Source organism: Roseinatronobacter bogoriensis DSM 18756, assembly GCF_004366635.1.
GTDB classification, from domain to species: domain Bacteria; phylum Pseudomonadota; class Alphaproteobacteria; order Rhodobacterales; family Rhodobacteraceae; genus Roseinatronobacter; species Roseinatronobacter bogoriensis.
In genome coordinates this window covers 39,457-58,301 of the sequence record NZ_SORN01000002.1, presented here as the reverse complement: position 1 = coordinate 58,301, position 18,845 = coordinate 39,457, and the positions used below count along the sequence as shown (strand labels likewise).

Here is an 18,845-nt window from a genome sequence, read left to right as displayed (position 1 = left end):
CGCGTGAGACATGCGACTCGAAGCCAGCTTGCTCGCTCGGTCGCTTTCACCTCAAAGCGGCTTGCGCCCCAGAAGGGTCAGCGCCAGCGCCCTCCCGCGTCGCATCCACGGATAGACCCGTTCCGCGACCTGGTCAGAGCGCAAAAGCCCCGGCCCGCGCGACAGGCGTGACAGCAATGCGACAGCACGCGCACCGTGATACACCTCGCCATCCAGATCCACGATCATCCCCTCATTCAGATCCAGCCCATAGGCGCGCGCCGTTTCGGGATCGATACGCGCATCAATCAGGCGCACCGCATGGCGTTCGCGCAGGCGCAGAAGCCTGACATAGCTGGCGCAGAACGGACATTCACCATCATAGACAATTTTCAGCGGCGTCATCGGGCGACCTCAGGATAGCCCAGCATGCGGTCGATGAAGCGATGCACTGCTGCCGGATCAAGCAGCGCCAGATAAAGCACGATGACCGTGATCGAATAGGTGTTGACCGGCAACAGCAGGTAGAAGCTGATATGCATTGCCAGGCCAACAGCGATTGCGGCAGGCCGCCACCGTGCCAGCAGGATGGCCACAGCCAGCCAGTATTCCACCACCAGCACGATGATCGAAGCGAGCGCCAGAAGCGCAGGCCAGTGCAGAACGAATTCCAGCACCCTGCCGGAATGTACCCATGTCATGGTCTGTTCCAGACGCTGGCCGGAAACAAAGGCCCAGTCACTCTTGTCCACAGCCGTCCAGAAATACAGTGCAGAAAGTTGCAGCGCGATCAGCCGCTGCCCCAAAAGCGCGCCAAACTCAGCCGGTGGCCTGACGCGCCCCTGTGTCGCCAAAGCGCGCATCCGGTCCACCGAGAATGACTTGCCACAATCGCAAAGCGAAAGCAGCAGACAGGCCATGCCCAACAGGTAGACATGATGATGCGCCCATGTCACGAGGCCGACACCATTCAGCCCAAGAGCGTAGAGCAGCATGATCGTGGCACCCAGCCCCGCCACGGACAGCCGCGCGCGAATTCCGAGAATTGTGGTGAAGGCAAAGCCGAACAGTAGCACCGACAACGACAATCCGATCAGGCCATTAATGGCATAGGGTGCCAGTTCATTGCCAAAGCGGATCAGCGCAATAACGCCAAGTCCAATCCGCATCAGCCCTGCCGCACGCGTTGATCCTGTGGCCTCCGGCCCCCATTGCGTGATGGCGTGCACGATTTTGTGCCCTTGGCCGTTTTTCATGGTGCATCCTCCGTCTGCGGACACAGGTTGGCCACGGGCATGGGAACCCAACCCTTGCGCGTTCCCACCACCCCGTCAAAGGACAGGTGCTGCCCAGGCAACAGCGCCTCGCAGGTATTTGCCGCAAAACGGGTCAGGTCCGCATCTTCGAAAATTCTTGTTTCGAAGAAATAATGTACAATCTGAGGATACCGTTCCAGACCAGCAGCTTGCAGCGGCGTGTATTCCGCGACAGGCCCGGATGCGTCATGCACAGTAAATACCCCTTTGGGCAGGCCAACACCCACACCCGAATACATGACCCATTCGCGCAGCCAAGGCGAGTGCTTGCCGAAAAGCTGACCGGGCGCAGGCCCCAGCAGGATAAGCGCGGCAAGCGTGAAAAAGATATATCGGCGCAAGCTGGTCAGTGTCAGCGGCTTGAATGCCGGGCTGGCCTGATCCGTCACTGCTTGGGGATCCGGGGTCATCGCAACGGGTTCCTTCCAACAGATGCGCGCACTGGACGACTGTCGCGGCGCAAAAACATAAATTAAGTGTGTTCAAATTTCTGAGCTGTTATGGGACCAATTTAGGGCAATTTGGTGACACGACACACGCGCGGCGCCGGTTCCGTGTCCATTGTTTCGGCGTCCAGCCTGCATTCTCGACCCGTCACCCGACTGCCCCCTGCTGTTTGCCACCCGGCACAAGATACCCGACGACTGCTTGGAGGGCGTTGCAGTCTTTGACCAGCGCGGAATCGAGGCCGAAGGCCGCTGCGCAGCGCGGCTTTGCACCCGGACTCGCTATGTATGCAAAGTCCGCACAGCCGCTTCTCGGGCAAGCACCGAAGCGGGAACCTTTTGCCAGATGATGTCCCCTAGCGGCGGCGGGCAGCAGCCAGAACCGGCCCTTGCCCTTGTTCCTGGATCACCACGACGACAGGCTCATCCCCCGCAACCTGAACTGTCTGGCGAAAGGGGGCCACCCCGTCCCAGGTTGCAATCACATCCCACGATGTCACGATATTGCGATATACAACCGATTTGCCGTTATTCTCGCCGCCCATGATATCGACCGTCTCTGAATCGCGGTAGCGCACCAGTTGCACATCGGCGGCATAGGCCAGCCCTTCATCGGCAAACGCTTCGATGCTGATCTCGCTGCCCGGCTGTCCTGTCAGGGTCAACCGCACATCACTGCCCGAAACAAGCACCGAAAGATGCGTGGCCAATGTTCCCATGACCTTGGCCTGCGCGGAACCCTTGACCTCGTCAATACCACCAATGATCATCTGTGGTGTATAGACCGAGGCACGCCCTTTGGAGCGCGCGTAATCCTTCTGGCGTTCGCTGAATCGCGCCTGCCCGAAACTGTCGGTCCATCCGATATAATCCCAGTAATCCACATGCAGCGCCAGCGCGATCACGTCATCGCGGTCGGCCAGTTGGTCAAGTAGCCGGTCAGCCGGCGGGCACGCCGCGCAGCCCTGAGAGGTGAACAATTCGACCAGCACATTCCCTTGCTGCGCGAAGGCAGGGGTTGCAAGACCAAATATCGCAGATAGTAATAGTCCGAAGCGATTGGCCCGTCGCATGTGTGCACCTTGTTTGATCCCGTGGCGCTGATCTAACCACGTGAGGGTGGCAGGGCCAATCAAGGTTTTGCGAGAAGCGCCAAACGCGGCAAGAACGCCACACCAGCCCGGTGGCGTCTCTTTTGCATTTTTTTGTGCACAACGGTATACAAAATGCCGGATTTTACTTGATTGGCCTTGCCAGATAAGGGTATGGCAGGGCAGCAAATAGCCCTTTTCAACCTCAAGGGAGGCCAAAGCCCCATGACCATATTCGTCGGAAAAGACAGCGCAGGCACGCGCAAGACCCTCAGCGCAGGCGGCAAAAGCGTCGCCTATTACTCTATTCCGGCAGCCGAAGCGGCGGGGCTTGGCACATTCTCGAAACTGCCTGCCGCCCTCAAGGTTGTGCTGGAAAACATGCTGCGCTTTGAAGATGGCAACACCGTCACGCTGGACGACATCAAAGCATTCTCCGACTGGGCGGCCAATGGCGGCAAGAACCCGCGCGAAATCGCCTATCGTCCCGCGCGTGTTCTGATGCAGGATTTCACCGGCGTTCCTGCCGTGGTGGACCTTGCCGCCATGCGCGACGGGATCAAGGCGCTGGGCGGCGACGCGCAGAAGATCAACCCGCTCAACCCTGTTGATCTGGTCATCGACCATTCGGTGATGATCGACGAATTCGGCAATCCGCGCGCCTTCCAGATGAATGTGGACCGCGAATATGAACGCAATATGGAACGCTACACCTTCCTCAAATGGGGTCAGGGCGCGTTCAACAATTTCCGCGTGGTGCCACCGGGCACCGGCATCTGCCATCAGGTGAATCTCGAATATCTGGCCCAGACCGTCTGGACGGATGAGGACCAGAATGGCGAAACCGTCGCCTATCCTGACACGCTGGTGGGCACTGACAGCCACACCACAATGGTCAATGGTCTGGCCGTGCTGGGTTGGGGCGTTGGCGGGATCGAGGCAGAAGCCGCGATGCTGGGCCAGCCCGTCTCCATGCTGATCCCCGAAGTGGTTGGCTTCAAACTGACCGGAGCGATGGTCGAGGGCACCACCGCAACCGATCTGGTTCTGAAAGTGGTGCAAATGCTGCGCGCGCATGGCGTGGTCGGAAAATTCGTCGAATTCTACGGCGACGGGCTGGACCACCTGCCGCTGGCAGACCGCGCGACCATTGCAAACATGGCCCCCGAATATGGCGCAACCTGTGGCTTCTTCCCGATTGATCAGGAAACACTGCGCTATCTGGAACAGACCGGCCGCGATGAAGACCGCATCGCTCTGGTCGAAGCCTATGCCAAGGAAAACGGCTTCTGGCGCGGGGCGGATTACGCGCCCGTCTATACCAGCACGCTGGAACTGGACATGAGCACTGTTGTGCCCGCCATCTCTGGCCCCAAGCGCCCGCAGGACCACACCCCACTCGATCAGGCAGCGGTGAAGTTCCTCGATGTCGTCTCAGAGTATCGCGGTGTCGCCGCAGATGACGAAGCAGAAGATATGTCCGACGAAGGCCCGGCCCCCTCTGCCCCCGCCGACCCGCGCAAATCCGCAGCGGTGGCGGGTGAAGATTACACCTTGCGCGACGGCTCTGTGGTGATTGCCTCCATCACTTCATGCACCAACACCTCGAACCCCTATGTGATGATCGGCGCAGGTCTGGTCGCACGCAAGGCCCGCGCGCTTGGCCTGACCCGCAAGCCCTGGGTGAAAACCTCGCTCGCACCCGGCAGCCAGGTTGTGTCGGCCTATCTCGAAGCGGCTGAGTTGCAAGAGGATCTGGACGCCATCGGCTTCAACCTTGTGGGCTATGGCTGCACAACCTGTATCGGCAATTCCGGCCCACTTCAGGAAGAAATCTCCAAGGCGATCAATGAAAACGACCTGATTGCAACTTCGGTCCTGTCGGGCAACCGCAACTTCGAAGGGCGCATCAGCCCCGATGTGCGCGCCAACTATCTGGCATCACCGCCCTTGGTGGTCGCCTATGCGCTGGCCGGTGACATGAATATCGACATCACCAAAGACCCGATCGCGCAGACCCCAGACGGCAAGGATGTCTACCTCAAGGACATCTGGCCCACACAGAAAGAAGTGGCCGATCTGGTCCAGCAGACAGTCACACGCGAAGCGTTCCAGTCCAAATATGCGGATGTCTTCAAGGGTGACGAGAAATGGCAAGGCGTCGAGACGACCGATTCCGAAACCTATGACTGGCCCTCCAGCTCGACCTATATCCAGAATCCGCCCTATTTCCGCGACATGCCGAAAGAAGCGGGCACCATCTCGGATATCAAGGGCGCGCGCGTACTGGCCATTCTGGGCGATATGATCACCACTGACCACATCAGCCCGGCTGGCAGCTTCAAGCAATCCACGCCCGCAGGCAAATACCTCGAAGAGCGTCAGGTTCCCGTGCGCGAATTCAACAGCTACGGCTCGCGTCGCGGCAACCATGAAGTGATGATGCGCGGCACCTTCGCCAATATCCGCATCCGCAATGAAATGCTGGACGGGGTCGAAGGCGGCTATACCAAAGGCCCCGATGGTGCCCAAAGCGCGATCTTTGACGCGGCAATGGCCTATCAGAATGAGGGCACGCCGCTTGTGATCTTTGGCGGCATCGAATACGGCGCAGGCTCGTCACGCGACTGGGCGGCCAAAGGCACCAACCTGCTGGGCGTCAAGGCCGTGATCGCGGAATCCTTCGAGCGTATTCACCGCTCCAACCTTGTGGGCATGGGGGTTATCCCGTTCGAGTTCACAGGCGGCGACACCCGCAAATCGCTGGGGCTGACCGGCGATGAGGTGATCTCGATCACCGGGCTTGAGGGCGATCTGAAACCCCTGTCCGAAGTGCCCTGCACCATCACCTACGGCGATGGCACTGAAAAAACCATCATGCTCAAGTGCCGCATCGATACCGGCATCGAGAAGGAATATGTCGAACATGGCGGCGTGCTGCACTACGTGCTGCGCAACCTTGCCAAGGCGGCATAATTCCGGCCCACAGCCCGACTCGGAAAACCCCGGCCATCGCGCCGGGGTTTTTCTGTTCTCGAACGGCAGAGAAATCACCGCCGCGCAATGCGCGCGGAGGATCAGGGCTAACGGACGTCATGCGGGACTTTGCTGTCATTCAGCTTCGGGAACGAAGCCGCGCATCGCCGGGCTGCGGTGAAAAGCGCCCGTCGTCGTGCCATAGGCACGCCTCCGGCGTGACGGGGCGGTCGGGCGCTGCGCGGCGGCGCATAATCACCAAGAGGAACTACTTAATCTTGTGTTTCCAACGCTCGACCAATGGCTCATAGCGCCGTAATATCTCTACATTCCAATTCTCTGCATGCAGCCGCTCTTCCTCAGACCTAAAGAAGTCAGGAGGCAAACTACCTGAAGCGCCCAAAAGGTAAAAACTGGTCATGCGGCCAACAAGACCTTGCGCCACTAAAAGAAACGCAACGACTTTGTACGCATAACCTTGTAAAAAAGGATCAGCAAATTCCGAAACTTTCATAAGGAAGTTTGGCGCATTCAACTGATAACTTAGCACCAATATTAAAATAATTAATACAAAGTTACCAGCAGCCTTCGCCTCGCTCTCTAACCTTTCAGAAACACTTCGTTCGTATTCGTCAATCCGCCTCAACAAATCTTGTTCGCCTTGAGATTTAGCATAATCTTTCGCCTGTAATAGCGACACACTGCGTTCCTGATTATCAATGTAAAGTGCAGAGAAAATCGGAATGCCCGCATATCGAAAAATACTCATAAACTTGCGCCCACACCATGATAGTGAACCAAATATAACATAGTAAGAGACTAGAGCTGGAATTGCGATCCAACCTGTTAAAAGAAAGAGTGTTACCGCTATATACAAAATCTCAATTGAATAGTTTTCAATGAAATCAGCCAAGCCGAAATAGACAGGTGACCTACCAGAACGAATCAAAAAATAAGATTCAAGTAATAGAATTTTAGTTGTAAAAGCTCCTGTTATACTTGGAAGCAACTTATCAGGATTAATGCTCATTTGTGTTCTCCAAGTCGCAATTCCTTGATCGCTTGTGACAACACTACAATAAATGTAGCTATATCCAAGGACATATCGGAAACGCCACCTTGCCTCCTTCCCCCCTTCATGGCACTTACCCCCCATAAACCACGATAGAAGAGACGCCCCATGACCACCCGCATAATCGCCCTCACCATCCTTGGCCTTGTGATGGGTTTCATCATTCTGATGGCGTCAGTGTCGTTCTTCGTCCGTGACCCGCTTCCAATCGTTGGCCCAAACCAGACTCTGCTTTTGCATACAACCGAACTGACCCCGCAGATTCGCACCTCGGTCACGATTGATGGCGGCTACCGCGTCGATGTAACGGTCGAGCATTCCGAAGCACAGGACCCGCAAATCGTGCTTCGCCCTGTCGGCGGTGAAGCGATCATTCTCGACACCGGAACAGACAGCGGCGGCGCATGGTCCGGTTCCGGTCAGATGACCCGTCCCGGGCGTTGGGAACTGATCCTGTCAGACGGCGCAGAGCGCGAGATCATGCCCTTCATCGTGCGCGAATAAGCACCCCTCTCCGGCGTTGAAATGAAAAACGGTTTCAGCAGTCAAAAAAGTCGTGCCTCAGATTCAGGTGCTTTTGCGTATATTTTGCCGGAAACTGAAAAATGATTTTATTTCTGGGATAATCCCTCTGACCCACACGCATCGCGCCCTGACCTTCGTCAAAAGGCGTCTGAAATTTCCCTGTCAAGCCAATGAAAAAGCGCGACAAATCTTGTCGCGCTTTTAAACTTCCTCGAATGAATGAACAGTTACCGCGCCGCTGCCCGTTCCATCGCAGGGCGAATACGGTTTTCAACCACCTGCCGCGTGATCGGCCCCGCAAAACGCAGCACGATCGTTCCATCACCGGCCACGACATAGGTTTCAGGCACCCCATACAGGCCCCAATCCAGCCCCATGCGCCCGGATGCATCCTGCCCGCTTCCGGCAAAGGGGTTTCCCAATTCATCTAGGAAATCAAGGGCACGGTCTGCCTGATCGCGGTAGTTTATGCCATAAACCGGCACTTCCTGCGCCAGTTCCTCCAGCAACGGATGCTCGGCTCGGCAAGGCGCGCACCATGACGCCCAGTAATTGACCAGCTTAACCTCGCCATCGCGCAAGGTCGCATCGTCAAACAGGTCCAACTCTCCCAATTGCGTCAACATCACCGCCGGCGCTTCCTGCCCTTCACGTGCAGATGGCAGAGAGTCGCGATCTTCGCGCATATTTCCGAACCAGAACAGGGCAGCCAAAGCCAGAAAAAGAACTGGCGGAAGAAACATCAACGGTCTGAATTTACTCATTTTTTCCTCGTCTTGTCTCTATTTCATCCAACTGCCTGCGCACTGTGCGACCACGGGCCCAGTACCACAGCACCAACGCTCCAATCATCCCAAGTGACACCAGATAGGCCAGCGACACTTCCAGCGCGTAACGTCCAAGATCAGGCATCATGCCATCCGCTCCCGTGTGACAAGGGCCTTCATGCGGCGCGCGCGAATTTCAGTCCGCGTGCCTGCCAGCACAAGCGCCAGAAAAATCAGCCCGAACCCTGTCATGGAAATATACAAGGGCGCCTTATACGCCCAATCCATCCGAGTGCCCGGCGCCACGGAGAGTGACGCCCCCTGATGCAGGCCCTGGTTCCAGAAAATCGCCGCATAGCGCGACAAAACCGCAAAAACAGACCCCACAAGGCATAAAACCGCTGTCAGGTCCGCGCCCGTGTCGGGGTCGTCAATTGCCGACCACAGCGCGATGTAGCCCAGATAAAACAGGAACAGGATCAGAAAGCTGGTCAAGCGCGGGTCCCATGCCCACCATGTTCCCCACATCGGCTGGCCCCATACGGCCCCGGTAATCAATCCGATCAGTGTCATCACCAGCCCGACAGGGGCCGCCGCCTTGGCCGCCAATGCGCTGACATGGTGCCGCCGGATCAACCAGATCAGCGACGCGACCAGCATCATGACCCAAGCATTGATGGCCATCATCGCAGCGGGCACATGAATGAAGACGATCTTCACGGTAGAGCCTTGCCGGAAGTCATCCGGCGTAAAGAAAAACCCCCAGATCAACCCAATCGACGTGACCACAACCGCGGCAATGGCCACGATCGGCAACAGCCAATCTGTTGTCCGCATAAACTTGAGCGGGTTTGCATATTCCCAAAAGGATGCCATGAACCTTACCTATCTTTCACTTGGGTCGCTCTCAACTCCGCAGTGGCGCGGATCACCGAAGGTTTATCCGTAGCACATGGGCAGATGCAAAGGGCAATATTGCCACAGCGCCCGCCGTGATGCCTGCCAACAGCGCCAGCGGCGTATCGACCGCCAGCCCCATCGCGCCGCGTGACACGACCTCTGCGCCGAAGACCAATGTCGGAATGTAAAGCGGCAGCACCAGCAACGAAAGCAGCAGCCCCCCGCGCTTCAGCCCGACTGTCAGGGCCGCGCCAAAGGTTCCGATCACCGACAAGGCCGGGGTCCCCAATGCCAGCGACACGATCAGCCACAGATACGCCTCGCCGGGCAGAAACAAGAGCAACCCCAGCACCGGGGAAATCAGCACCAGCGGCAGGCCCGTTGTCAGCCAATGTGCGAGGGCCTTCATGCTGACCGCGCCTTCCAGCGGGACTGGCGCTGTCGCCAGAAGGTCGAGGGAGCCGTCCTCGAAATCGAGCGCAAAAATCCTATCTAACGACAAAAGGCAAGCCAGCAGCGCCCCCACCCACAGGATTCCCGGCGCAATCCGCGCCAGCGTCTGCGGTTCAGGCCCGATGCCCAGTGGCACCAGCACCGCCAGAATAAGAAAGAAGGCCAGCCCAAGGCCAAAGCCCCCCCCTGCCCGAAAGGCAAGGCGCAAGTCGCGCATCAGCAGCGCGATCACAGGAAGGCCTCATTGAAATCGCCGACCCCAAACTCGGGCAAGCGCGCCTTGAACCGCGACAGGTCAAGAATTTCGGCTTCTGGCAGGCCAAGATCAATATGGGTGGCAATCACCGCCATGCCGCCGCTTGCCAGATGGTGTCGAACCACATCGCCAAACAGCGCGACCGAGGCCACATCCAACGAAACGGTCGGCTCGTCCAGAACCCAGATCGGGCGCCCCGTCACCATAAGCCGCGCCAATCCCAAGCGCCGCTTTTGCCCTGCCGACAGGTTCTGTGCCGCCCGCCCGGCCAGCGCGCGCAGGTTCATCTGCTCCAACGCCGTGTCAATGTCGCGTGTACCATAAATCGCCGCCCAGAATTGCAGATTTTCGGAAACACTCAGTGTCGCCTTCAACCCGTCGGCATGGGCCGCATAGGCAATCGCTTCGGGCGGGCAATCCACCTCTCCGCCAAAGGCAGGCTGCAAGCCCGCAAGTGTGCGCAGCAATGTTGTCTTGCCGCAGCCATTTGGCCCGCGCAGCACCAGTGCAGCCCCCGGCGATATGGAAAAGCTCACCCCCTCCAACATCGCAAGCCCACCACGGGCGCAAGCCAGATCTCTGACATTCAACCCCACCCGGAGCCTCGCTTTCGCCGCGCTGATATCATTTTCTTGCTAAAAATACTCAAATCTGTCCTCATCCGACAGGCAGCACAGCCAAAGCAACGCGGCGCTGTTCAGACAAAAGCACATTATAGGTCCGGCAGGCGGCCGGGCTGTCCATAATCTCGACGCCCAGGCCTGCGTCTTCCAAGGTCCCGCGCAAACCGGCTGGGATATGCGCAATCTGCTCGCCCGTGCCAATGAATAGCACATCGACTTGCCCGGCCAGTTCCAGCAACGTGTCGACGTCGTCATACCCGCCCCAGCCACGAACCTGATCGGGCAGGACAAGCAATGGTGCTTCATGCGCCTCGCCCCCGATACGAAAGAATCCGGGACCGTAGCCTTCGACAGGCTGTGCGGCACCGAAATCAATCTCATTCAGGCGCATCTCAGCTTTCCTTCACGCCGAATTGCGTCCCGGATGTATCGCCGGAATTCTTGGACCAGTCCCGCTTGACCCCAAGGCGCAGCAACACCGCCGAGGCGACAAAGACCGATGAATAGGTGCCCACGATGACACCCCAGATCATGGCAAATACAAAGCCGCGGATCACATCACCGCCCAGCGTGAACAGCGCCAACAAGGCCAGCAATGTGGTGACAGAGGTCATCACCGTGCGCGACAGCGTTTCGTTGATCGAAAGTGTCAGCACCTCTTTCAAGGGGCGTTTCTTGTACTTGATCAGGTTCTCGCGCACGCGGTCAAACACAACCACTGTGTCATTGAGCGAGTAGCCCACGATGGTCAGCAGCGCCGCAATGATCGCCAGATCGAATCGGATCTGAAGCACGCTGAAAATCCCGATGGTCAGGACGATGTCATGGACAAGTGCGGCCACGGCACCCAGCGAGAACTGCCATTCGAATCGCAGCCAGATGTAGAACAACACCGCCGCAAGCGCTAGCACCACAGAAATGATCGCAGACTGGATCAATTCGCCTGAAACCTTTGGCCCCACGGAATCGACAGCGGCAAAGGTCAGGGTCGGATCAAGCGCTTGCAACGCGTCGCGGACTGCCGAGATCTGTTCTGTCGTGATCGCCTCGGTGCCCTCTTGGGCCTGAATGCGCACCATTGCCACATGGCGGTCCGACCCGAAGGCGGGATCGAAAACTTCGGTGATCGCCACATCGCCAAAGCCCAGCGGCATGATGGCAGCGCGGTATTCGCCGATATCGACCGGGCTTTGCGCTTCGGTACGGATTGAGGTGCCGCCCCGGAAATCGATACCGAAATTCAGACCCATGGTCAGAAAGACAACAATCGACAGCACCATTGCAACGACCGACGCCCCGAAAGTTGTCTTCCAGTGGCGGAAGAAGTCAACCGAGGTGTCTTGCGGAACCAGTTTCAGTCGCATGTTCAACCCCTCAGATCGTGAGTGTTTTCGGGCGCTTGCGCTCGAAATAGATGACCATCATCAGGCGCGTGACCATCAGCGCGGTAAAGACCGAGGTCAGGATGCCAAGCCCCAGCGTGATCGCAAAGCCGCGCACCGGGCCAGAGCCCATTGCGAACAGGATCACGGCGGTGATGAAGGTGGTGATATTTGCATCGAGGATTGCCGAAAGCGCCTTGTCATAGCCCAACTCGATTGCGCGCGCTGGTCCTTTCGCGGTTCGCATTTCCTCGCGTATTCGCTCGAAGATCAGGACGGTCGCATCCACCGCCATGCCAATGGTCAGCACGATCCCTGCAATCCCCGGCAAGGTCAGCGTTGCGCCGATCAGCGACAGAAGCGCAAAGATCATCGAGAGGTTCAGCAGCAGCGCGATATTTGCGATCACGCCAAATATGCCATAGCTGGCCAACATGAAGACCAGCACCGCGACCATTGCGACAATTGCCGCGATCCGGCCTGCGTCAATGCTGTCCTGCCCCAGTTCCGGGCCGACGGTTCGTTCTTCGAGAAAATCCATCTCGGCGGGCAAGGCACCTGCGCGCAGCAGAACGGCAAGCTGGCTTGTTTCTTCAACCGTGAAGCGGCCTGTGATGATCCCGGACCCGCCGGGTATATGGCTTTGGATCACAGGCGCGGATATCACCTCGCCATCCAGAACAATGGCGAAGGGATTGCCAATATTCTCTGCTGTGTAGATCCCGAAGGCGCGCCCGCCAGCAGGGTTGAAGCGGAAATTCACAGCCGGGCGGTTGTTCTGGTCCATCCCCGGTTGCGCATCGACCAGTTGTTCACCTGTTACGACCGGGGTCTGTTCCAGAATGTAATATGTGCCCGGTTCATCGATGGACGGATAGATCACCTGCCTTGGGCCGGGCACTTCGTCGGGATTAGAGGTCACATTGACCACAGGGTGAAAGGTCAGACGTGCTGTTGTGCCAATCAGCTCTTTCAGTTCTTCCGCAGAACCGATGCCGGGCACCTGAATCAGGATACGGTCCGCACCCTGACGCTGAATCGTGGGTTCGCGTGTGCCTGCTTCATCAACGCGGCGGCGGATGATTTCAAGCGACAGGCGCATCGTGCGTTCATCTGTGGCAAGGCGCTCTGCCTCGGACAGGGTAACCACGATATCTTCCCCCTCAACGCGCACTTCAAGGTCGCGCGCCTGAGAAAACCCGGTCATGGACTGGGTTGGCTGTGCCAGATCGCGCACGAAGCCGGCTGCCTGTTCCAGCGCGGCAGTGTTGTTGATGCGCACCCGCAATTCGCCCGGATCATCTGACGGCATGCGCCGCACAGCGCCGACCGTGTCACGTTCGTCGCGCAGCCGGTCGCGCACGGCAGGCCACATGCCGTCAATGCGGTCTGCATAGACATCGGCCACCCGCACCTCGGCCAGAAGATGCGCGCCGCCGCGCAGGTCAAGGCCCAGATTCACCAGAAAAGAGGGCAGAAACCCCGGCCAGCCACTACGCGCTTCTTCCAGGGCGGCGTTACCCTGCCCCGCTTCGATCATCGCAACGGCATCATTATGCTGCTCGACCCTGTCGTAGAACAGGTTTGGCATCGCAAAAAACAATGCCAAGGCACAGGTCGCCCAGATCAAGACGCGTTTCCACATCGGTATTTGCAGCATCAGAGCGTTGCTCCCGGAGTTCAGGTGTCAGGGCAGGGCGAGACGTGCCCTTATTCTTTCGCAGCAGGCTCGGTCTTGGAAATCACAGTTGCGATGGTTTGCTTGAGGACGCGCACTTTCACGCCCTCGGCAATCTCAACCTCGGCCTCGCCATCTTCCTTGACCTTGACCACCTTGCCGATGATCCCGCCCTGGGTCACAACCTGATCGCCGCGACGCAACGCGCCGACCATTGCCTGATGTTCCTTGACCTTCTTCTGCTGCGGACGGATCAGCAAGAAGTACATGATCACGAAGATCAGGATGAAAGGGATAATCGAAATCAAACCACCGGCGGCACCGGCATCTTGCGCATAGGCAGGTGTGACGAACATGAAAGCTCCTGTAAGTTGGACCCTTGGAAAAAGGGCATGACAGTTTGCCCCGGACATTCATCCAATGGGCAATTTTGCGCGCACCCTACTGGCAGGGGCGGATATTGGCAAGGCGCGAGGGGCGGGATTCAGATCGCAAACCCGAGACAATCGGTCGATTTGGTGTGAGCATCCGGCCCCGCCTACCAGCGACCTGAAAGCGCGCGCAGTAAAAGGCTGCCACGGCGCCTGAATTCCGAGGGCTGAAGCCCGCCTTCGCGCACAAGATGCGGCGATTTTGCCGCGCTGTTCAGAATTGTACCCGCCTGCCAGCCGGTCAGCATGACCGCAAGAAGGTCGGCACCGACCCTGGCGCGGTTGGAGCGCGCGCGCTTTAGCCGCATCAGCCCGTCTTGTGCCAGTGCCGCGACGGCAGTTTCGCGGCCATCAATCAGCGGAATGCGCCCCGCGTCTTCAAGTCGTGGGATCGCCAGAAACCAGTTTGCCAGCCCCGCCGCATAGCCCATATCACGTATGATCGGCTCTGCGCTGTCACCTGCGTTCAGGGCGCGCGCGCATAGCCACATCAGGTTGCCGCTTGTCGCCTGTAAATGCTGCTCGAAGGCGCTTTCATCGGCAAAGGGGTCACGGTAGATATCCCAGCGGCGCGCGGCGACCATCTCATGCCCCAGCGCAACCGGCAGGTCGCATTCGCGCCAGACCTCGGACAGTGGGCTGGCCACCTCATGCGCGCGCGGTGGCTTGCCTTCGGCAATTTCATCCAGAACATCCGCCCAGAATTGCAAGCGCATTTCAGCAATCATCGGCTCTGAGGTCATCCAGGGCGCGCGCGCAATCTCCAGATTGAAAGCATAAAGCGGCCAGAGCCTTGCGCGCAGATTTTCAGGTGCGGCAAGGGTCGCGGCATGGCGTTCTGGGTCGCCCACACGCAGCTTTTCAGCAAGATCAGTCATCCGGGGCAGATAAACCCGGTGCGACCACCATCAAGGCATAGGCAATTTCAGAAGGTGCAGCGCGCCAGCGCGCAATCTCGGCCTCCGCGGTGTCCAACGCGGCGGCCAGCGTGCTGGACGCGTCGGGGCGCAGGCTGGCGATGCGCCGCTCCATAGGCAGATAGTAGTTTTCCCATGCCGCCCCGATCTGGAGGTTCTCGCCCAAGACCCGGTACCCTGCCGCTGCAACCCGCGCGCGGATACCCGCCATATCGGTGATCTGTGGGTATTCGACCGACCAGAAAGCCCGCGCAGCATCTGACGGGCGCGGCAACATGCAGGGCTCAGAGAAAGCCACCACGCCGTTCGGGGCCAAAGCGCTGCGCCACGCTTGCAATCCTTGCGTCACGCCCAGAAAATAAATCGCGCCTGCGCACCAGATCAGGTCATAAGGGCCATCAAGTTGGGCCATGTCACCCTGCCACACGCGCACACGCGCGCCGAAAGGGGCAGTGCGCTTGCGCGCCGCGTCCACAAATTGTGCAGTCTTGTCCACGGCATCGATCTTTGCGCGGGGCCGTTCCTTGGCCAGCGTTACTGTATCGGCGCCCGATCCACAGCCAGCGTCGCAAATGCGCGCCTCCGCCGGGGTGGCCGCGACCGAAAGCGCCCAGCCCAGATCGGCTGCGGCCCCCGGCCCTTCGCGGGCCAGATCGCTATAGAGTGTCAGGAATGCTTCATCCGGTGTCAGGTCCGACATGGTTCTACCCCATCGCGCAAGAATTTCCATGTAACCGCATCGAGCAGCGCCTCGAAACTGGCATCCACTATATTGGGCGACACACCGACAGTGGACCAGCGCCGCCCCTGTCCGTCTTCGGAATCGATGATGACGCGCGTCACAGCCTCGGTGCCCCCCTGCGTGATGCGCACCTTGAAATCCACCAGTTTCATATCGTCAATCGCATCCTGATAGGGGCCAAGGTCTTTGGCCAGCGCCTTGGCCAATGCATTGACCGGGCCGCGATCATGACCTTCGGCATCCAACGATTCCGAGACTGAGAGTTTCTTCTCGTCGCCGATCTTGACCACGACGACAGCCTCTGACAGCGTGATCATCTCATTATACTTGTTCTTGCGACGCTCGACGGTCACGCGGTAGCGCTTGACCTCGAAATAATCCGGCACTTGCCCCAGCGCGCGGCGCGCGAGCAGCTCGAAACTGGCCTGCGCAGAATCGTAGGCATAGCCCTGATCCTCGCGCGCCTTCACATCCTCAAGGATCGCACCAAGGCGCGGGTCGTCCCTGGCGACCGCCACGCCCATATCCGCCAGCCGCATCCGCAGGTTCGACTGCCCCGCCTGATTGGACATCGGCACCACACGGGCATTGCCCACGGTCGCAGGGTCGATATGCTCGTAAGTGGTCGGGTCTTTCAGGATCGCGCTCGCGTGCAGCCCCGCCTTGTGCGCGAAGGCCGACGCGCCGACAAAAGGCAGCGTGCGCAATGGCACGCGGTTGAGAATATCATCCAGCTTGCGCGAGATCCGCAGCAGTTGGGTCAGCGCCTCTGGGGTTACGCCAATCTCGAACCGCTCGGCATAGGCGGGTTTCAACAAGAGCGTCGGGATCAGTGTGGTGAGTGAGGCATTACCACAGCGCTCGCCCAGCCCGTTCAGCGTGCCCTGAATCTGGCGCGCGCCCGCTTCCACAGCCGCCAGCGAACAGGCCACGGCCTGCCCGGTGTCGTCATGGCAATGGATGCCGAGATGGTCGCCTGGGATGCCGCTTTTGATGACGCTTTCGGTGATCGCGCGGATTTCACTCGGCAGCGTGCCGCCATTCGTGTCGCAAAGCACGATCCAGCGCGCACCGGCGTCATGGGCGGCGTGCAGCGCTTGCAGGGCGTAATCGGGGTTGGCCTTGTAGCCATCGAAGAAATGTTCGGCGTCGAAATGCGCCTCGCGGCCCCGGGCGACACAATGCGCAATCGAGGCGCCGATATTCTCAAGGTTTTCCGCCAATGAGATCCCCAGCGCCGTGGTGACGTGGAAATCATGCGCCTTGCCAACCAGACAGACCGCTTGTGTGTCTGCGTTCAGCACAGCGGCCAGCACATCGTCATTCTCGGCCGAACGCCCTGCGCGTTTGGTCATGCCAAAGGCCGTCAGCGTCGCCTTGGTCTGCGGTTTTGCGGCGAAAAATTCTGAATCCGTTGGGTTCGCCCCCGGCCAGCCGCCCTCGATATAGTCGATGCCAAGCTGGTCGAGCATGGCGGCGATCTGGTGCTTTTCCGGCGTGGAGAATTGCACGCCCTGTGTCTGCTGGCCATCGCGCAGGGTGGTGTCATAGAGGGTGAGGCGGGTGCGGGTCATGGGTGGGCCTGTAACGAGCGTGACGCATCTGGACGCGAGCAACGCCCACCTGCGGAGCAGGCGGGCCGCCGACCGTGCTGGCGTTTAGACTGATTAGGCCAAGGCAGAAGGCGATAGTTCATTCTAGTTCTCCAAGAACCTTGCGTGCCACAAAGCTTTGGTAGCGGTCGCTGAACGCCTTGTTGTTGAAAATCCGCGGCACAACATATTCCTCTTGTCCGAGAAGGTTTTCTTTATCTTCAGGAGGAAGACTCTGAATAACTTCCTCAATTTTAAAAACTTCGAATTTTGGCGCTGTGACCGTTGCTGACTGGTCCACCAATTGGATACCGAAATCATCGAGACGTTTTCTAATAAGGTCTGCTCTCGCAAAGTTCTTTTCTTTTCGTGCCTCAGCCCGCAGGATCAACAATTTTTGCAGATCGAAGTATGCCTCTGTTGCTTGGGAAATTGCGCGCACTTCCTCGCTAAGCAAGCCTAGAAAACGAGCCGAGCCGAGCAATGCACTCCCATCACCATTGGCAGCCAATTCGTTCAAAACTGTGATTGCACCCCATACATTCAGGTCATCCGACAGAGCGTCTATCACTCTTTGATCTATTTTTTCACTTTGCACATTCTCGGTCGCTCGCGCCCATTTTCTAAGGGTAGCTTCTGCTTCTTTAGCCGCAGCTTCCGTCCAGTCCATTGGTTGCCGATAGTGAGATTTTATCATCACCAGCCGAATTACTTCGCCAGCAACTCTCTTTGGCATTCGCTTTTCAAGTTCATCCAGCAAATCCCGCACTGTAAAAAAGTTGCCCAAGCTCTTGGACATCTTCTTCCCCTCGACCTGCACCATCTCGTTATGCAGCCAGAAATTCGCGAAATCCGCGTCAGGATGCGCGCAGCAGCTTTGCGCAATCTCGTTCTCATGATGCGGGAATTGCAGGTCGATCCCGCCGCCATGAATATCAAACGCCGGCCCCAGCAACTCGTGGCTCATGGCCGAACATTCGATATGCCAGCCCGGACGGCCCCGGCCCCAAGGCGAGTCCCAACCCGGCTCCTCCACCGAAGACGGCTTCCACAAAACAAAATCCATCGGATCGCGCTTATAGGGCGCGACCTCGACCCGCGCGCCGGCAATCATGTCATCGACCGAGCGGCCCGACAGCTTGCCGTACTCCGGGTAGCTGCGCACATCGAAGAGCACATGACCTTCGGCCGCATAGGCATGACCCTTGTCGATCAGGCCTTGAATCATCGCCACCATCTGCACGATGAACTCGGTCGCGCGCGGCTCGTGGTTGGGCCGCAAAGCGCCCAAAGCATCCATATCGGCGTGATACCAGTCGATCGTCTCATCGGTCAGCGCGCGAATGATCTCGTTCAAGGACCGCGTATCGCCGCCCTCCTGCAGCATCCGCGCCCGCGCATTGATCTTGTCATCCACATCAGTGAAGTTGCGCACATAGGTCACATGCTTCTTGCCATAGACATGGCGCAGCAAGCGATACAGCACATCAAACACCACCACCGGTCGCGCATTGCCCAAATGCGCGCGGTCATAGACCGTAGGGCCACAGACATACATCCGCACATCTTGCGCATCCAGCGGCGCAAAGGGCTGTTTCCGGCGGGTGCGGGAATTGTGCAGGCGAATCTCAGTCATGCCATCCTCTCAGGCCAGGGCCCGGCGGAAGGTGCTGTCAGACAAGGGAAAATGCCAAAAGGA

At 58.5% G+C, this 18,845-nt stretch carries 20 protein-coding genes; 2 read left to right on the top strand and 18 right to left on the bottom strand.

Annotated elements, in window-relative coordinates; genetic code table 11:
• Positions 1-51: 51 nt before the first annotated feature.
• The 4 genes from EV660_RS04985 to EV660_RS04970 form a co-directional block, all read right to left on the bottom strand.
• Positions 52-384, bottom strand: a complete 333-nt coding sequence (locus tag EV660_RS04985; RefSeq protein WP_071480661.1) for a thiol-disulfide oxidoreductase DCC family protein — start codon at positions 382-384, stop codon at positions 52-54.
• The gene (locus EV660_RS04980; RefSeq protein ID WP_071480660.1) at positions 381-1,235 is read right to left on the bottom strand and encodes an HTTM domain-containing protein; all 855 of its coding nucleotides are present in this window, start codon (positions 1,233-1,235) and stop codon (positions 381-383) included. The genes EV660_RS04985 and EV660_RS04980 overlap by 4 nt, the downstream gene beginning before the upstream one ends.
• On the bottom strand, positions 1,232-1,705 hold the full coding sequence (locus EV660_RS04975; protein ID WP_071480659.1) for a hypothetical protein: 474 nt from the start codon (positions 1,703-1,705) through the stop codon (positions 1,232-1,234). Before EV660_RS04975 ends, EV660_RS04980 begins: the two co-directional genes overlap by 4 nt.
• 392 nt (positions 1,706-2,097) lie before the next feature.
• A complete protein-coding gene (locus tag EV660_RS04970; RefSeq protein ID WP_071482094.1) occupies positions 2,098-2,814 on the bottom strand; it encodes a DUF1223 domain-containing protein in 717 nt (238 codons plus the stop codon).
• Between the two features lie 243 nt (positions 2,815-3,057).
• Here EV660_RS04970 and acnA point away from each other — a divergent pair, with 243 nt between their 5' ends.
• Positions 3,058-5,808, top strand: coding sequence for an aconitate hydratase AcnA (gene acnA / locus EV660_RS04965; protein WP_071480658.1), 2,751 nt, complete (start codon positions 3,058-3,060; stop codon positions 5,806-5,808).
• 268 nt (positions 5,809-6,076) lie between these two features.
• On the opposite strand, the gene EV660_RS04960 is transcribed toward acnA, so the two are convergent.
• Positions 6,077-6,838, bottom strand: coding sequence for a hypothetical protein (locus tag EV660_RS04960; protein WP_134013916.1), 762 nt, complete (start codon positions 6,836-6,838; stop codon positions 6,077-6,079).
• A gap of 150 nt (positions 6,839-6,988) precedes the next feature.
• On the opposite strand from EV660_RS04960, the gene EV660_RS04955 reads away from it, so the two are divergent.
• A complete protein-coding gene (locus EV660_RS04955) occupies positions 6,989-7,384 on the top strand; it encodes a hypothetical protein (RefSeq protein WP_071480656.1) in 396 nt (131 codons plus the stop codon).
• 248 nt (positions 7,385-7,632) lie between these two features.
• On the opposite strand, the gene EV660_RS04950 is transcribed toward EV660_RS04955, so the two are convergent.
• The 13 genes from EV660_RS04950 to cysS all read right to left on the bottom strand — a co-directional run bounded on the left by EV660_RS04950 (position 7,633) and on the right by cysS (position 18,782).
• A complete protein-coding gene (locus tag EV660_RS04950; protein WP_071480655.1) occupies positions 7,633-8,169 on the bottom strand; it encodes a DsbE family thiol:disulfide interchange protein in 537 nt (178 codons plus the stop codon).
• Positions 8,162-8,320, bottom strand: a complete 159-nt coding sequence (ccmD, locus tag EV660_RS04945) for a heme exporter protein CcmD (RefSeq protein ID WP_071480654.1) — start codon at positions 8,318-8,320, stop codon at positions 8,162-8,164. Before ccmD ends, EV660_RS04950 begins: the two co-directional genes overlap by 8 nt.
• Positions 8,317-9,048, bottom strand: coding sequence for a heme ABC transporter permease (locus EV660_RS04940; protein WP_071480653.1), 732 nt, complete (start codon positions 9,046-9,048; stop codon positions 8,317-8,319). Before EV660_RS04940 ends, ccmD begins: the two co-directional genes overlap by 4 nt.
• Positions 9,049-9,100: 52 nt before the next feature.
• Positions 9,101-9,757, bottom strand: coding sequence for a heme exporter protein CcmB (ccmB, locus tag EV660_RS04935; RefSeq protein ID WP_071480652.1), 657 nt, complete (start codon positions 9,755-9,757; stop codon positions 9,101-9,103).
• Complete coding sequence (gene ccmA, locus EV660_RS04930; protein ID WP_071480651.1) at positions 9,754-10,377, bottom strand: heme ABC exporter ATP-binding protein CcmA; 624 nt, start codon at positions 10,375-10,377, stop codon at positions 9,754-9,756. Before ccmA ends, ccmB begins: the two co-directional genes overlap by 4 nt.
• A gap of 61 nt (positions 10,378-10,438) precedes the next feature.
• Positions 10,439-10,795 carry an Mth938-like domain-containing protein gene (locus EV660_RS04925; RefSeq protein WP_071480650.1) on the bottom strand — a complete coding sequence of 119 codons (357 nt, stop codon included), beginning with the start codon at positions 10,793-10,795 and terminating at the stop codon, positions 10,439-10,441.
• Position 10,796: 1 nt separating this feature from the next.
• A complete protein-coding gene (gene secF / locus EV660_RS04920; protein ID WP_071480649.1) occupies positions 10,797-11,768 on the bottom strand; it encodes a protein translocase subunit SecF in 972 nt (323 codons plus the stop codon).
• Between the two features lie 10 nt (positions 11,769-11,778).
• Positions 11,779-13,446, bottom strand: coding sequence for a protein translocase subunit SecD (gene secD / locus EV660_RS04915; RefSeq protein WP_071480648.1), 1,668 nt, complete (start codon positions 13,444-13,446; stop codon positions 11,779-11,781).
• 50 nt (positions 13,447-13,496) lie between these two features.
• Positions 13,497-13,820, bottom strand: a complete 324-nt coding sequence (gene yajC, locus EV660_RS04910; RefSeq protein ID WP_071480647.1) for a preprotein translocase subunit YajC — start codon at positions 13,818-13,820, stop codon at positions 13,497-13,499.
• A 182-nt stretch (positions 13,821-14,002) separates the two neighbouring features.
• Positions 14,003-14,773, bottom strand: a complete 771-nt coding sequence (locus tag EV660_RS04905; protein WP_071480646.1) for a squalene/phytoene synthase family protein — start codon at positions 14,771-14,773, stop codon at positions 14,003-14,005.
• Positions 14,766-15,512: a class I SAM-dependent methyltransferase gene (locus EV660_RS04900; RefSeq protein WP_071480645.1), complete on the bottom strand. Its 747-nt coding sequence runs from the start codon at positions 15,510-15,512 to the stop codon at positions 14,766-14,768. Before EV660_RS04900 ends, EV660_RS04905 begins: the two co-directional genes overlap by 8 nt.
• Positions 15,500-17,128: a citramalate synthase gene (cimA, locus tag EV660_RS04895; RefSeq protein WP_071480644.1), complete on the bottom strand. Its 1,629-nt coding sequence runs from the start codon at positions 17,126-17,128 to the stop codon at positions 15,500-15,502. Before cimA ends, EV660_RS04900 begins: the two co-directional genes overlap by 13 nt.
• A 118-nt stretch (positions 17,129-17,246) precedes the next feature.
• Positions 17,247-18,782 (bottom strand): cysteine--tRNA ligase, encoded by a 1,536-nt coding sequence (gene cysS / locus EV660_RS04890; RefSeq protein ID WP_071480643.1) that lies wholly within the window; start codon positions 18,780-18,782, stop codon positions 17,247-17,249.
• Between the last annotated feature and the right edge of the window lie 63 nt (positions 18,783-18,845).